The 13,226-nt window shown below is 64.0% G+C and carries 15 protein-coding genes; 7 read left to right on the top strand and 8 right to left on the bottom strand.

What is annotated here, in order from left to right; translation table 11 throughout:
• The first annotated feature begins 175 nt into the window (after positions 1 to 175).
• Positions 176 to 904 carry an AzlC family ABC transporter permease gene (locus AC1D08_RS09865; RefSeq protein ID WP_457151475.1) on the top strand — a complete coding sequence of 243 codons (729 nt, stop codon included), beginning with the start codon at positions 176 to 178 and terminating at the stop codon, positions 902 to 904.
• Positions 901 to 1,197, top strand: a complete 297-nt coding sequence (locus AC1D08_RS09860; RefSeq protein ID WP_184874906.1) for an AzlD family protein — start codon at positions 901 to 903, stop codon at positions 1,195 to 1,197. Before AC1D08_RS09865 ends, AC1D08_RS09860 begins: the two co-directional genes overlap by 4 nt.
• Before the next feature lie 112 nt (positions 1,198 to 1,309).
• On the opposite strand, the gene AC1D08_RS09855 is transcribed toward AC1D08_RS09860, so the two are convergent.
• The 3 genes from AC1D08_RS09855 to AC1D08_RS09845 all read right to left on the bottom strand — a co-directional run bounded on the left by AC1D08_RS09855 (position 1,310) and on the right by AC1D08_RS09845 (position 4,830).
• Positions 1,310 to 3,154 carry an aminopeptidase P family protein gene (locus AC1D08_RS09855; protein WP_457151474.1) on the bottom strand — a complete coding sequence of 615 codons (1,845 nt, stop codon included), beginning with the start codon at positions 3,152 to 3,154 and terminating at the stop codon, positions 1,310 to 1,312.
• A gap of 145 nt (positions 3,155 to 3,299) precedes the next feature.
• Positions 3,300 to 4,172, bottom strand: a complete 873-nt coding sequence (locus tag AC1D08_RS09850; RefSeq protein WP_457151473.1) for a 50S ribosomal protein L11 methyltransferase — start codon at positions 4,170 to 4,172, stop codon at positions 3,300 to 3,302.
• A 79-nt stretch (positions 4,173 to 4,251) separates the two neighbouring features.
• Positions 4,252 to 4,830 (bottom strand): SCO family protein, encoded by a 579-nt coding sequence (locus AC1D08_RS09845; protein ID WP_457151472.1) that lies wholly within the window; start codon positions 4,828 to 4,830, stop codon positions 4,252 to 4,254.
• A 188-nt stretch (positions 4,831 to 5,018) separates the two neighbouring features.
• Between AC1D08_RS09845 and AC1D08_RS09840 the strand changes: the two genes are divergently transcribed.
• From AC1D08_RS09840 to AC1D08_RS09830, 3 genes are all read left to right on the top strand, one after another.
• Positions 5,019 to 5,522 (top strand): CreA family protein, encoded by a 504-nt coding sequence (locus AC1D08_RS09840; RefSeq protein ID WP_457151471.1) that lies wholly within the window; start codon positions 5,019 to 5,021, stop codon positions 5,520 to 5,522.
• Between the two features lie 77 nt (positions 5,523 to 5,599).
• Positions 5,600 to 6,241, top strand: a complete 642-nt coding sequence (locus AC1D08_RS09835) for a DapH/DapD/GlmU-related protein (RefSeq protein ID WP_457151470.1) — start codon at positions 5,600 to 5,602, stop codon at positions 6,239 to 6,241.
• A gap of 250 nt (positions 6,242 to 6,491) precedes the next feature.
• Complete coding sequence (locus AC1D08_RS09830) at positions 6,492 to 6,917, top strand: low affinity iron permease family protein (RefSeq protein ID WP_457151469.1); 426 nt, start codon at positions 6,492 to 6,494, stop codon at positions 6,915 to 6,917.
• A gap of 34 nt (positions 6,918 to 6,951) precedes the next feature.
• Here AC1D08_RS09830 and AC1D08_RS09825 read toward each other — a convergent pair whose 3' ends face one another.
• Entirely contained in the window at positions 6,952 to 7,818 is an 867-nt protein-coding gene (locus AC1D08_RS09825) for an SDR family NAD(P)-dependent oxidoreductase (RefSeq protein WP_457151468.1), read from the bottom strand.
• A gap of 262 nt (positions 7,819 to 8,080) precedes the next feature.
• Between AC1D08_RS09825 and AC1D08_RS09820 the strand changes: the two genes are divergently transcribed.
• Positions 8,081 to 8,362 carry a hypothetical protein gene (locus AC1D08_RS09820; protein ID WP_184874898.1) on the top strand — a complete coding sequence of 94 codons (282 nt, stop codon included), beginning with the start codon at positions 8,081 to 8,083 and terminating at the stop codon, positions 8,360 to 8,362.
• 58 nt (positions 8,363 to 8,420) lie between these two features.
• On the opposite strand, the gene AC1D08_RS09815 is transcribed toward AC1D08_RS09820, so the two are convergent.
• From AC1D08_RS09815 to AC1D08_RS09805, 3 genes are all read right to left on the bottom strand, one after another.
• Complete coding sequence (locus AC1D08_RS09815) at positions 8,421 to 8,996, bottom strand: TMEM175 family protein (protein ID WP_095086996.1); 576 nt, start codon at positions 8,994 to 8,996, stop codon at positions 8,421 to 8,423.
• A gap of 166 nt (positions 8,997 to 9,162) precedes the next feature.
• Positions 9,163 to 9,474, bottom strand: a complete 312-nt coding sequence (locus tag AC1D08_RS09810) for a hypothetical protein (RefSeq protein ID WP_477423026.1) — start codon at positions 9,472 to 9,474, stop codon at positions 9,163 to 9,165.
• Positions 9,475 to 9,501: 27 nt separating this feature from the next.
• Positions 9,502 to 10,623, bottom strand: coding sequence for an MATE family efflux transporter (locus tag AC1D08_RS09805; protein ID WP_457151466.1), 1,122 nt, complete (start codon positions 10,621 to 10,623; stop codon positions 9,502 to 9,504).
• Positions 10,624 to 10,778: 155 nt separating this feature from the next.
• Between AC1D08_RS09805 and AC1D08_RS09800 the strand changes: the two genes are divergently transcribed.
• A complete protein-coding gene (locus tag AC1D08_RS09800) occupies positions 10,779 to 11,567 on the top strand; it encodes a L,D-transpeptidase (RefSeq protein WP_457151465.1) in 789 nt (262 codons plus the stop codon).
• Positions 11,568 to 11,622: 55 nt separating this feature from the next.
• Here the strand turns inward: AC1D08_RS09800 and AC1D08_RS09795 are convergent, their stop codons facing one another.
• Positions 11,623 to 13,104 (bottom strand): esterase-like activity of phytase family protein, encoded by a 1,482-nt coding sequence (locus tag AC1D08_RS09795; RefSeq protein WP_457151464.1) that lies wholly within the window; start codon positions 13,102 to 13,104, stop codon positions 11,623 to 11,625.
• Positions 13,105 to 13,226: the final 122 nt, after the last annotated feature.

The raw sequence follows: 13,226 nt of genomic DNA, 5'->3' as shown, positions 1-13,226 counted from the left end.
CCCTGGATCATTTCCGCTGATCATTTGGCTCAAGCGAATTCGTGTGACAAGGCAGGCCACGCCACCTACATCCGCCGTTATCTAAAGCGCGTCGCGCGCTTTAGGTCTTTGTTTTATGCATGTCGCTGTCCCAAAACCGGGGCCACTTTTGGGCGACATGCAGTAGGAGCAGTCGATGGCGACGGACGTAATTTCCGAAAGCAGCGTGAAAAGCGATTTCTGGCAAGGTGTGCGGCTGTCGATGCCTGTCGTGGTGGCGTCGGCGCCATTCGCGGTGCTGTTCGGGGCGCTTGCGGTCGACAATGGCTTCTCAGTCCTCGAGGCCTTTCTGATGAGCGCGCTGGTCTATGGCGGCGCCAGCCAGATGGTCGGCATCCAGCTGTTCGGCCAGCATGTCGCGCCTTGGCTGATCGTGCTGTCGATCTTCGCCGTCAATTTCCGTCACGTGCTCTATTCCGCCGGTATCGGCCGGCGCATCGCGCACTGGCCCATCATCGAGCAGGCGCTCGGCTATTTCATCCTCACCGATCCGCAGTTCGCCGTGGCCGAGGCGAGGGCACAATCCGGCCAGACGGTCGGCTTCGCCTGGTATCTCGGACTTGGCCTGCCGGTCTATGTGTTCTGGGTGATCGAAAGCGCGATTGGCGCGGTGTTCGGCAAGCTGATCCCCGACACGCATGCGCTGGGGATCGATTTCCTGCTGCCGATCTATTTTCTCGGCCTTGTCCTGGGCTTTCGCAAGCGACCGCTGTGGCTGCCGGTGGTCATTGCCAGCGCCGCCGCCTCGATCATTGCCTACAAGACGGTCGGCTCGCCCTGGCACGTCTCGATCGGCGCAATTGCCGGTGTGCTGCTCGCCGTCATCCTGCCACCTCACCACAGCGGCGTGAAGGCACGGCCATGAGCACGACATTCTGGATCATCATCGCCGGTGCGATCGCGACCTATCTGACGCGCATCGGCGGGCATCTGGTCATCTCCCGTTTCGAGAACATCCATCCGCGCGTCGAAGCCGGCCTCAATGCCGTGCCGGCGGCGGTGCTGACGACACTGGTCGCGCCGGAGCTGTTGAACGCCGGACCGGCGGAATGGGCAGCACTGGTTGTCACCGCCGTGGTTTCGCTGCGCGGCGGGCTGATGTCGATGTTTCTCGCCGGCGCGGCGGTGCTGATACTGGCGCGGCAGTTCGTCGGGTAGGAATTCTGCCGCGCGACCGTTTCGATGGTTGGCGCTGCCCCTCATTGCCCTGCCGGGCATTTCTCCCCGTAGAACGGGGAGAAAGACGCCTGCCTTGAAGCTTTCGCCATCATCAGATCTTCGCGTCGTGAGGCAGCGGCGCGGTCGCCTTTTCCAGCCAGGCCAACGTTTCGCCGTCGAGCATCGGTCCGATCTCAGCCAGCACGCGGGCATGGTAGGCGTCGAGCCAGTGCAATTCGTCGCGCGTCAGCAGATCGGTGCGCACCAGGCGGATGTCGATCGGCGCCAGCGTCAGCGTCTCGAAGCCGTGCATGGCGATGTCGCCGCCCTCGACCTGTTCCGCCGGCGTCACGAGGATCAGGTTCTCGATGCGGATGCCGTAGGAGCCTTCCTTGTAGTAGCCGGGCTCGTTGGACAGCATCATGCCTTCGAGCAGCTTTTCGGTGCCGGTGCGGGCAATGCGCTGCGGTCCCTCATGCACGGCCAGGTACGAGCCGACGCCGTGGCCGGTGCCGTGGGCGAAGTCGCAGCCGTGCTTCCACAGCGACATGCGGGCGACGGCGTCGATTTCCGAGCCGCGCGTGCCGGTGGGGAAACGCAGCGTCGAAATGCCGATCATGCCTTTCAGCACCAGCGTGAAGCGTTCGCGCATTTCCTCGGTCGGCTGGCCGATCGGCACCGTGCGGGTGATGTCGGTGGTGCCGTCCTGATACTGGCCGCCGGAATCGAGCAGGAACAATTCGCCGGCCTGCAGCTTGCGGCTGGTGGCGCGCGACACACGGTAATGCATGATGGCGCCGTTCGGGCCGGCGCCGGAAATGGTGTCGAAAGAGACGTCGCGCAGCGGCATCTGGGTTTCCTCGCCCGTCTGCCGGCGCGTCTCTTCAAGCCTGGTCACCACGGCAATCTCGTCGAGCGAGCCGGGTTTTTGGCGCTCCAGCCAGCACAAAAGCTTCGCCACTGCAGCGCCATCGCGCCGATGCGCGGCGCGGGAACCGTTGATCTCGGCCTGGTTCTTGGTGGCGCGCGGAATGCGGGCGGGGTCGGCTGCTGCAACCACCGTGCCGCCATTGTCTTCGACCAACATGCGCAGCCTGTCGGCCGCCAGCACCGGGTCGAGCGCGATCTTCGCGCCACCCTTGGCAAGGGCCACGATCGCCGCTTCGAATTCGCCGGGCTCATGTGGCTCGGCGAGCTGCGTGAGATAGGCCTCGACCTGGCGCGAGAATTTGCGCCCGTCCATGAACAGCTGATGCGATCCGTCGGCTGCGAGGATGGCGAAGCCGAGCGCCAGCGGTGTATGCGGCACGTCACCGCCACGGATGTTGAAGGCCCAGGCGATGGAGGAGGGGTCGGTCAGCACCGCATGGGTGGCGCCGTCCTTGGCGATCGCCGTTGCCAACCGCGCCAGCTTGTCCTTGGCGAGTTCGCCGGCAAAGCCGATCGGGTGGAGCTCGACCGGCGCCACCGGCGCCTCGGGCTGGTCCTTCCAGATGATGTCGATCGGGTTCTTGTCGAGCGGCACCAGCACAGCGCCGGTCTTGTCGGCCGAGGCCTGCAGTGCCTTGACCTCACTGATCGTGTGCAGCCACGGGTCAAATCCGAGCCGTGCGCCCTTACCCAGATTGTCCCTGAGCCAGGCGGTTGGCGGGTTGTCGACCAGGCTTTCGATCGAAAAGATGTTGAGATCGACCTCGTGGCGCACCTGCAGGGTGTAGCGCCCGTCGACAAAGACGAAGGCGCGGTCGCGCAGCACGATGGCGACACCGGCCGAGCCGCTGAAACCGGTCAGCCATTTCAGCCGCGCCGAGCGATCGGCGACATACTCGCCCTGATGTTCGTCGGCGCGCGGCACGATGAAGCCGTCCAGCCCGTTGGCGGCCAGCCAATGGCGCAGCAGCACGACGCGCGGCTTGCCGACTGCCGGATCGCCCGCGGAATCGAAGGTCTGGAACATTGTGGCCTCCCTGAATTCGGCACTGATGTAGCGCATGGGCCTGAAAATCGGAATCGATTTCCGGCTGGCGCAACCTGCTACAGCATCGCTTGACTGACAACCGGCCGGGCTTGGTCCAAGCTGGGTCGTTGCCGGCGTGTCGGCCTCAATGCTTGAGGTGGATCGTCACCCAGCCCTCGCGGTGCAAGGTGCGCACGTGGCGGAAGTTCTGGCCGACATAGGCCGAGACGACGGCGTTGCGCTGGCGCTCGAGGATGCCTGACAGCACGATCGAGCCACCAAGTGCGATGTGATCGGCCATTTGCGGTGCAAGCCGCATCAGCGGCCGCGCCAATATGTTGGCGACGATGAGATCGAAGGGCGCGCGCTTGCCAAAGATCGGGTGGTGAAAGCCCGGCGCGGTCACCGTCTCCACCAGCGCCTTGACGTGGTTGAGCCGCGCATTGGCGGCAGCCACCCTGACCGCCACCGGGTCGATGTCAGTGGCCAGCACCGGGATGTGCGCCAGCTTGGCGACGGCGATGGCCAACACCGCGCTGCCGGTGCCGAGGTCGAGCGCATTGCGCGGGTGCTCGCGGCGCATGACCTTTTCCAGCATTTCGAGGCAGCCGGCGGTGGTGCCGTGGTGGCCGGTGCCGAAGGCAAGACCCGCCTCGATCTCGATGGCGAGTTCGCCGCTGTGGCGCTTCCGGCGGTCATGCGCGCCGTGGACGAAGAAACGGCCGGCGCGCACCGGCTTCAAGCCTTCCAGCGAGCGTGCCACCCAGTCGATGTCGGGCAGGGCCTCGCGGCCGATCGGCTTCGCGATGGAAAGGCCGGCAAGGATGTCCTTGGCCCGCGCCTCGACGGCATCGACGTCGCCATCGGCATAGAGCGACACTTCGTAAATGTCGCGATCTTCATCGACCTCCAGCACGGCGATCGGCAGGCCTTCATCCTCGAAGGCCGCCTCGAACGCCGCGAAAATGCTGACAGATTCGAGCTTTCCGGTGATGAAATGAAGCCGCGTCTGGGTCATGGATTAAGTGTCTTGCTCGAGCATGATCTTGTCCGAAAACCGGTTCCACTTTTCGCTGACGCGGTCCTTCGGTTCGGGATCATGCGCCCTCGGCCAGTCGCTTCAACTTGGCGACGGCCGTGTCGGCGCTTTCGCCATAGGCGATGGTGCCGGCAAAGTCGCCCTTGGCGTTGAGCAGCAGCACCGAGGCGGTATGGTCCATCGTGTAGTCGCCGTCGCCGGTGTCGACTTTCTTCCAGTAGATGCCGAACGACTTGGCCATGGCATGGACCTTGTCCGGATCGCCGGTGATGCCGACGATGCGGTCGGAGAAATTGCTGACATAGGCGTTCATCACATCGGGCGTGTCGCGCTCCGGATCGACCGAGACGAAATAGGCATGCAGGTTCTTGCCGTCGTCGCCGAGTGTCTTCAGCCAGCCGGCCAGTTCGAACAGCGTGGTCGGGCAGACTTCGGGGCAATGGGTGAAGCCGAAGAAGACGACGCTGGGCTGACCCCTGAAGGCGGCCTCGGTGATCGGCGCGCCTTTCTGGTCGACCAACGTGAAGGCGGCGCCGAAGGGCTCACCTCCATAGTGGCCGCGGTACCAGTCGAAGGTCAGCCAGCCGATGCCGGCCGCCATCAGGACGAGAATGCCGACCAGAATAGAACGCATCATCAGTAAGGTCCGTCCGCAGAATCATCGCGGCGCCGGCCCAAGGCCGCGCCAGCATGACAGTCTTAACGGTTCGACCCCGTCCAGGCAAAGTGCCGCGTTGCCGCAACCGCAGTGGTGTCGATGTATATGCTTGCAAAGCGGGGTTGGTCGCCCCACCTGTGACCGGCAACTCGAAGCAGGAGGCTCCCTTGCAAGCACTGATTGGGCGGAAACTGATCGGCGGCGCGTTGGCCGCGTGCGTTGTCCTTGGCGCTGGCACGGCGGTGGCCGATGAAGTCGGCAAGGTCGGTGTCGACTGGCTGGGCAACGACATCATCGTCGAGGCGATCAAGGATCCGAAGGTGGAGGGCGTCACCTGTCACGTCGCTTATTTCGATCGTGGCATCATCGACCGCCTGCATAAGGGCAACTGGTTCGAGGATCCGTCCGATTCATCGATCTCCTGCCGCCAGACCGGCCCAATCACCATCGGCGACATCGATATGAGCGAAGGCGGCGAGGAAGTGTTCAAGCAAGGCATCAGCCTGATCTGGAAGAAGCAGGTGGTGAACCGCATCTACGACAAGGCCAACGAGACGCTGATCTACCTGTCGCATTCACGCCAAGTGCAGAACGGCTCGGCCAAGATGTCGGTCACCACCGTGCCGCTCTACGGCCAGAACGTGGTGTGGACCAGCGGCAAGCCGAAATAGGTGGGTCGGCTGGAACCGAGCTTACGGACGGTTGGTCCCGCTTGCGGGACCAACCGCCTAGGGGTAAAGCCGCCCGCATGGACCGTTCCGAAAATCTCGTCCCGAAGGATTCCGAGCCGCGCATCCATCCGACCGCGGAGCTGAAGGCCTGCAAGCTCGGCCGCTATGCCTCGATCGGCGAGCGGGTGGTGCTGCGCGAGGTGAGCGTCGGCGACTTCTCCTATTTCGAGCGCCACGCCGAAGCGATCTACACGACGATCGGCAAATTCTGTTCGATCGCTTCAAACAGCCGCATCAACGCGCTGGAGCACCCCATCCAGCGGCTGACCCAGCACAAGGTCAGTTACCGGCCGAACGAGTATTTTCGCTGGCTGGGCGTCGACGCCGCATTCCGCGAGCGGCGGCAGGCGAAAGCAGTGACCATCGGCCATGATGTCTGGATCGGCCATGGCGCGGTGATCATGCCCGGGGTCACCATCGGCAATGGCGCCGTCATCGGCGCCAATGCGGTGGTGACGCATGATGTAGCGTCCTACGCCATCGTCGCCGGGGTGCCGGCCAGACCGCTCAGATCACGCTTCCCGGCCACTGTCGCGGCTCGGATCGAAGCGCTCGCGTGGTGGGACTGGCCGGTCGAAAAGCTCGCCAGGGCGGTTCCCGACATGCAGGCATTGCCGATCGAGGCGTTCCTCGACCGCTGGGAAAACGACGCCATCTGACCGGACTGAAACCCCTTCCGCCATGCGGGGGTGGCGCGGCGGAAGGGGCTGGAGATAACCCGCTGGGTAGCGGAAGGAACAGGCACTCTTGCCTGTGCCGCTATTGTGGCATTGAAGCCATAAGGCGTGTTTCCGCCTTGTTCCCTTTATGCGTGTAGCCAATTGCGCCTGACGTATTTGTTTGCGCCGGGAACCTGAAGCGGTCGCCGGTTGTTTCTCATCGTGCCGCTGCGTTGAGGGATTTCGACACATGGAAAAGCTTTTCACCAAGATCGCCAACTGGGTCGCCCATGTCACCGGCCTGCCGCTGACGTTTGCCGCCTGCTGCCTGATCGTCGTCGTCTGGGCGGTGACCGGGCCGTTCTTCGGCTTTTCGGACACCTGGCAGCTCGTCATCAACACCGGCACGACCATCATCACCTTCCTGATGGTCTTTCTCATCCAGAACACCCAGAACCGCGACGGCGCGGCGATCCAGGCCAAGCTCGACGAGCTGATCCGCGTCAGCGAGGGCCACAACAACTTCATCGGCATCGAACATCTGACCGAATCGGAGGTCGAGGAGATCCGTGACAAATGCGAGCGTGCGGCCAGGCGGCATGACGAGAAGATCGCTGCCATGGCGGCAAAGAAGGCCGTGGCGCAGAAGCGCGGACCGAAGAAGCACGCGGCTTGAAAGGCTGGAATTCAGGATCAGTCTCTGAGAACGCTCATTGCTTCATGTAGGCCGCGAAAGGCTCCTTGTAGTCCGGATGCCAGCGCGACAGGGCCGGGCGGTTCTCGATGATGTCGCCGATCGCCCAGGCCATGCGCTTTTCATCCAGCGGCCGCGCCGCCTCATTGTCCGGGCACAGGATGTAGAAATCGCCCCTGGTCAGGGATTCCAGCATGAAATCAATGACCTGTTCGCCGCTCCAGGCGCCGGCCGGTTTTTCGGTCGCGCCCTCGGTGAGGCCGGTAAAGGTGAAGCCGGGGATCAGCAGATGGGCGGCGAGATGGGCGCCGGGTTCGTTGCGCAGCGCGTGTGCCAAGCCTTCCGTGTAGGTCTTCACGCCAGCCTTGGAGACATTGTAGGCGAGGTTGCCGGGCGGTGTGGTGATGCCTTGCTTGGAGCCGGTGTTGACGATCAGGCCGGGCTTGGCCGAGGCCAGCATGCGCGGCGCGAAGGCCTCGACGCCATGCACGACGCCCCAGAAATTGATGTCCAGAAGCCGCCTCCAGGCATCGCGGTTTTCCCAGGGCTTTCCGGGGTTGTTGCCAACGCCGGCATTGTTCATCAGCAGCGACACGTCGCCGAAGGCGCCGAACGCTCTTTCGGCGAGACGGTCCACTTCATCCGCGTTCGAAACGTCGGCGGCAACGGCAAGCACAGCATCGTCGCCCGCAATCGCGGAAACGGCGCGGGAGGCGTCGTCAAGGCGTGCGCTGCCGATGTCTGCCAGCACGATCTTCATGCCCATCAATGCAAGCCGCTTGGCGGCCGCAAGACCAATACCGCTGGCGGCGCCGGTGATGACGGCGGTGTTGCCCGGGCCAAGCGCGGGCAGGGCGGTCTGGATTTCGGCGTCGGTGATCATGGGCTATGGGGTCCTTCTTTCGATGGCGCAGAACTTAGCGCTGGAACTGGCCAGCGCAAGCCTCACTGCGCGTAAAGCGCATCGGGGTTCGAAGGGATTTATGCGGCGCGCTTCAGGCCTTGTTTTCATGCATGTCGTCGTCCCAACGCCACCGCGCCCATTCGGGCGGCATGCATTGGCCCGGGTTGACCAGCCCGGCCGAGGCTGCGCATGTTGCCACGGCAAAAGGAGACTTTTGCCGTGAGAAATGGAGATTTCCTGATTGACGGACTGGGTCGCAATTCTGAAGGAACAGACCGCCACCGGCGATCAGATGAGCCGCGAGGTGCCGCAGATGCTGGCCAACCCCGACATCAGCGAAGCGCAGGTGAAAACGCTCTTTTCCGCCCTGGAGAAACAAGCCGAGTTCGTCGAGAAGCTGCGCATGGCGCTGGAGAAATTCGGCCATGATTTCTCGATCATCAAGGCGGCGGAACGGTTGGAGGAGCGCTATGCCGACCTTGCCGCCTCGGTGGCGGAAAAACTGAAGGCGATGCGCAAGTGAAGCAATTCCAGGAAAAGTGTGAAGCGGCTTTCCTGGGAATCGCGTCAGACAAAAAGCACTATTTTTCGATCACCCGGGCGAAGCGCCTATCCGGCACAAACCAGATCATCGCAACCAGCACATAAAGCGCGACGCCGATCCACTGACTGACGAAGGTCAGCAGGACGCCTGCGATGTAGAGGCTCAGCGAGATCTTGCCCTTGCGGTCATTGCCCAGCGCCTTGGCAAAGGCGGTCTCGTTGCCGTGCAGGCGATGCAGTGCGGCGGCCAGTATCGTATAGGCGACGGCGCATAGCACGAGATCGATGCCATAGACGGCGACTGGCACCGGTGCGAAGTGGTTCTCGCCCATGAAGGCCGTCGTCACCGGCATCAGCGACAGCCAGAATAAAAGATTGAGGTTCGCCCACAGCACGCGGCCGTCGACGCGCTGCACCGTGTGGAACATGTTGTGCAGATTGTTCCAGTAGATCCCGACGTTGATGAAGGACAGCACATAGCTGAAGAAGATCGGCCACAACGGCAACAGGGCGGAAACATCCTCGCCATGCGGCACTTTCAGCTCGAGCACCATGATGGTGATGATGATGGCGACGACGCCATCGGTGAATGCCTCGACCCTGCCTTTGCCCATAAGTCCTCCCCCACTGTCGGCGAAATCTACGCGATGGCGGGACAGGCGGCTACCCGCCATGTGGCTGGGCGACCACCTCTGAGGACGGAACGGATCGGGGCGGTTCGGGTGGAAGAAGATCAATACGCCGCCGTTGCCGGCGAAGTGCGGAGGTATCGCCTGTCCTTCAGCCGTTGGGCATCTCGGGCGCCATATTCGCGCGCTGGCGCGGCACGCCAAGGCCGGTATCCGGCGGCTCGCCGGCAGCCGGCCTGTCCTCGATCATGTGCATGGTGCGCCAGCGGCCGAAGCGGTAGTAGGCCGCGGCCAGCACCAGCGAGGTGATCGAGCCGGCCGGGAAACTCCACCACAGCGCTTCCTCGCCGATTACGCCGCGCATGAAATAGGCGAAGCCGGTGCGCACTACCAGCACCGAAATCACCAGGATGATGAGCGGCGGCATCACAGCGCCGGTGGCGCGCACGGTGGCGAACAGCACGATGGTGATGCCGAACAGGATGAACGACTAGGACGCAACATTGTTGATGTGGGCGGCGATGTCGATCGCAGCGCTGTCGTTGCTCAGGAACAGGCTCAGCACCGAACGGTCGAAAAGCCAAAGCACGGCAACCAATGCGCCGGTCAGCACCAGGTTGAAGCCGACACCGGAGGCGGCGATGCGGCCGATCCGGTCCCAGCGGCCGGCGCCGACATTCTGCGCCGCCATCGAGGAGACCGCCGCACCGATGGCGAGCGCCGGCATCTGGATGTAGGTCCAAAGCTGCGCGGCGATGCCGTAGGCGGCGGCGACCTGCGAACCGTAGGAGTTGACGATGCCCATCACCGTCAGCGCCGCCACCGAGATGACGATCATCTGCAGGCCCATCGGCACGCCCTTGAACACGATGATGCGCAGCAAGGCAGGGTCGGGCCGCAGCAGAGCGAGGTTGGCGCCGGCCAGCCGCAGCGGGTGCTTGCGCACATAGAGCACGATCAGAATGGCGATTGCGCTGACCGTCTGGCCGATCAGCGTCGCGGTGGCGGAGCCAGCGATGCCGAGTTCCGGGAATGGCCCGATGCCACGGATGAGCAACGGGTTGAGCACAATGTCGAGGACGACGGCGAGCGCCATGAACGAAAAGGGCGTGCGTGAATCGCCGGCGCCGCGCAGCACGGTCATGACGAAGGACAGAAGGTTCATCATCGGCACGGCGACAAAGATGATGCGCAGATAGGAGCGCGCCAGCGGCAAGGCATCGGCCGGAGTGCCGAGCGTGTTGAGGATGGCGTCGACCCATATCCAGCCGCAGACCGCGAAGATGACCGAGATGAGGAAGAAGAAGGTCGCGCTGGTGCCGACGATGCGGCGCGCCTCGGGCAGGTCGCGGGCGCCGACCGACTGTGCCACCAGGATGGTGGCGGCCATGCCGACGCCGAACACCGTGCCGAGGATGAGGAACAGGACGAGGTTGGCGTTGGAGGTAGCCGTCAGCGCCGATTCGCCTAGAAAACGGCCAACCCAGACGGCGTTGATCGAGCCGTTGAGCGACTGCAGCACGTTGGAGCCGAGCACCGGCAAGGCGAACAGCAGCAGCGTGCGCGGGATCGGGCCACTGGTCAGGTCGCCGGTGCGCCGGCGCGTGGGCATCTTGTCGTCCATGGCAAGGCAACTCGGCGAAGGCTTATGTCAGGTCCGGTCCGTGCCTTGATCTAATCATGTTCTCAAAGCTTCCGTAATCGGATAGTGGTTCTGGGCGCGTGGGGCGCGTTCCTTACTTGATCAAACTCGTAAGCCGGGGGTTCATGTCCGATATTCCGCTGTTTTTTAAGCGCCTGAACAGGCGCTCGTTTCTCGGTGCCTCCGCTTTGGGCGCGGCCTCCGTGGCTCTTTCGGCGTGCACCACGACGGAGGTGGTGACGCCGCCAGTGGCAGCGCCGCCAAGCGATCCGGCCTTCGGCGATGTCGCAACCATGTATGAGGCGCGCGTCGACGAGGGCTATCAGCTGCCGGCGATCCCGGTGGCCAAGATGGATCCGAAGTTCGTGCGTCAGATCGTGTCCGACCCGACCGGAGAAAAACCTGGCACGATCGTCGTCGATGTCTCCGAGCACTTCCTCTACCTGGTGCGCGACGGCGGCAAGGCTATCCGCTATGGCGTCAGCCTGGGCAAGGCCGGTTTCGGATGGACCGGCAGCGCCGTGGTCCAGGCGAGGAAGAAGTGGCCGGTCTGGACGCCGCCGCCGGAAATGATCCAGCGCCGGCCGGAACTGGCGAAATACAAGGACGGCATGCCGCCCGGCCCGCAGAGCCCGCTAGGCGCCCGCGCGCTGTATCTCTTCCGCGACGGCAAGGACACGATGTATCGGCTGCACGGAACACCGGAGTGGGATTCGATCGGGAAGAACGCTTCGTCCGGCTGTGTGCGCTTCATGAACCAGGACATCATCGACCTCTACGGCCGCGTCAACGGACCCGCGCCGGTCTTCGTACGCGCAAATCTGTCGGCCGCCGCGAAGATCACCGCCGTGTCGAACAGGACGGCCGAGCCGATCGACGCGGGCGTACCGAAGGACGCGGAGATGTTGCAGTAAGTGTGCCTTCACGATCTGTAGGCGGACGCGCTTGGCGTCCGCCTGGGTCGTGTCGTTACTTCTTGGCGAGGCCGGGAAGCGTGACCTGATAGACCGTGAACATGGTGTCGACATCGGCGCCGTCCTCGGCCTTGTAGGGTGCGCCGACCTGGAACCCGTCCTGGGTGAGGAAGTCGTTGTCGTTGGCCACGAACAGGAAATAGTCGTCCGGCAGCTTGGGATCGAGCACGCTGACCACCGACATCGCCTCCCACTTTTCCGAAAGGTTGTTCTTGTCGTTCGGCGCGCCATTGTGCAGGCCGAAGCGGCCGAGTTCGCCCTTGTCGTTGAGGTCGATGAACGGCGTCAGCTTGGCCGGCGTCACCGATGGGTCGAGCACGCCCTTGGGTGCCACCGGCTTGTCGGCGGCGTCGAAGGCGCCACCGGCGATGTCGGTCGCAGCGGAGAGATCGACGATGTTGATCTGGCGAAGCAGCGAGGTGTCGCCCTTCAACCCCTGGCCGTTGCCGCTGTCGCGGGTCAGCATCAGGAAGGTCTGGTCGGACAGGGCGACGATCTCGCTCTGCGCCGCCACCTTGGTCTTGCCCTTGGCATCCTTGAACACCGGCAGCGGCACGACATATTCGTGCGCCAGCTTGAGATGGGCGAGGTCGGAAGCGTCATAGACCAGCGCGCGCGTGTTCTGGCGCGTCGCGCCGGAATCGCCGCCATCCTGCCGGGGCGCCGACTGCAGCACGGCGATCAGGAACTTGCCGTCCGGCGTCATCGCCATGCCTTCGAGGCCCTGGTTGTTCTGTCGGCCGGTATCGGGATCCTTCGGATCGGGCTCGGCAGCACCTGGACCTGGATTGTCCGAGGCGAAGTTCGGCGCGCCATGGCGCATCGGCACGAGGGCAGCCGGCGGCTGGGTCGCCGACAGCAGGCGGCCTTCAGCGGAAAACCGATAGATGTTCGGGCCGTATTCGTCGGAGATGAACATCGAGCCGTCGGCTAGCCGCACGATCGCCTCGTTGTCGAGCGCCAGCTTGCCGTTGGCCTCGGGCAGGATCGGCATGTCGCCGCTTGCTGCGCGCACGCCGTTGAGCGGGTCGAGGCCCGTGGCATCAGCGCCCTTGTCGTCGGTCAGGAGCATGGTGTCGGCGAGTGTCGCCTTGACGCCGGACTGCTCCTGGCCGGCAGCGGGTGCCGCACCAGGCGCGGTTGGCGCGAACTCGATGCCGATCGTGTTGAGGCGCGGCCGGTAGTCGGTGGTGCCGACGACATTGTAGCCGCGGTCCGGCAGCAGCCAGAGCGAACCCTTGTAGCCGTCGGCACCATGCGTCCAGCCGGCGGTGTCGATCGCCATGCCGGAACCTGAGCCGAACGTTTCGCCGAACTTGTCCTTCTGGCTGGCCGGGATGCGGCCGACGCCGACCAGTCCCTTGTTGACGAAGCTGATGCCGCCGACGGTCGCGGTGCTGTCGGCCAGCGCCGGCGTCAAGGCGGTGAACAATGCCAGCGCGACGCCGAGCGACGCGGTTCGGTGCAGGTGTTTCATGGATGATCCTCTTTGTAACAAAGCGTGCCGGAGCGGCCGATGGCGAAAGAGCTGAAAGAGGTGCGGCATCGATGATGCCGCGCGCGCCTCCCCGAAAGCGGTCTACGGCGCAAACATGATGC

Source organism: Mesorhizobium sp. P2_E6 (assembly GCF_056403835.1).
Note: the sequence above shows the minus strand (reverse complement) of the source record. Positions and strands in the feature narration are given on the sequence as shown.

Excerpts from the sequence above, each read along its gene's own strand:
- AC1D08_RS09865 (WP_457151475.1), top strand. The coding sequence starts at position 176 with ATGGCGACGGACGTAATTTCCGAAAGCAGCGTGAAAAGCGATTTCTGG.
- AC1D08_RS09860 (WP_184874906.1), top strand. The coding sequence starts at position 901 with ATGAGCACGACATTCTGGATCATCATCGCCGGTGCGATCGCGACCTAT.
- AC1D08_RS09855 (WP_457151474.1), bottom strand. The coding sequence starts at position 3,154 with ATGTTCCAGACCTTCGATTCCGCGGGCGATCCGGCAGTCGGCAAGCCG.
- AC1D08_RS09850 (WP_457151473.1), bottom strand. The coding sequence starts at position 4,172 with ATGACCCAGACGCGGCTTCATTTCATCACCGGAAAGCTCGAATCTGTC.
- AC1D08_RS09845 (WP_457151472.1), bottom strand. The coding sequence starts at position 4,830 with ATGATGCGTTCTATTCTGGTCGGCATTCTCGTCCTGATGGCGGCCGGC.
- AC1D08_RS09835 (WP_457151470.1), top strand. The coding sequence starts at position 5,600 with ATGGACCGTTCCGAAAATCTCGTCCCGAAGGATTCCGAGCCGCGCATC.
- AC1D08_RS09830 (WP_457151469.1), top strand. The coding sequence starts at position 6,492 with ATGGAAAAGCTTTTCACCAAGATCGCCAACTGGGTCGCCCATGTCACC.
- AC1D08_RS09825 (WP_457151468.1), bottom strand. The coding sequence starts at position 7,818 with ATGATCACCGACGCCGAAATCCAGACCGCCCTGCCCGCGCTTGGCCCG.
- AC1D08_RS09815 (WP_095086996.1), bottom strand. The coding sequence starts at position 8,996 with ATGGGCAAAGGCAGGGTCGAGGCATTCACCGATGGCGTCGTCGCCATC.
- AC1D08_RS09805 (WP_457151466.1), bottom strand. The coding sequence starts at position 10,623 with ATGCCCACGCGCCGGCGCACCGGCGACCTGACCAGTGGCCCGATCCCG.
- AC1D08_RS09800 (WP_457151465.1), top strand. The coding sequence starts at position 10,779 with ATGTCCGATATTCCGCTGTTTTTTAAGCGCCTGAACAGGCGCTCGTTT.
- AC1D08_RS09795 (WP_457151464.1), bottom strand. The coding sequence starts at position 13,104 with ATGAAACACCTGCACCGAACCGCGTCGCTCGGCGTCGCGCTGGCATTG.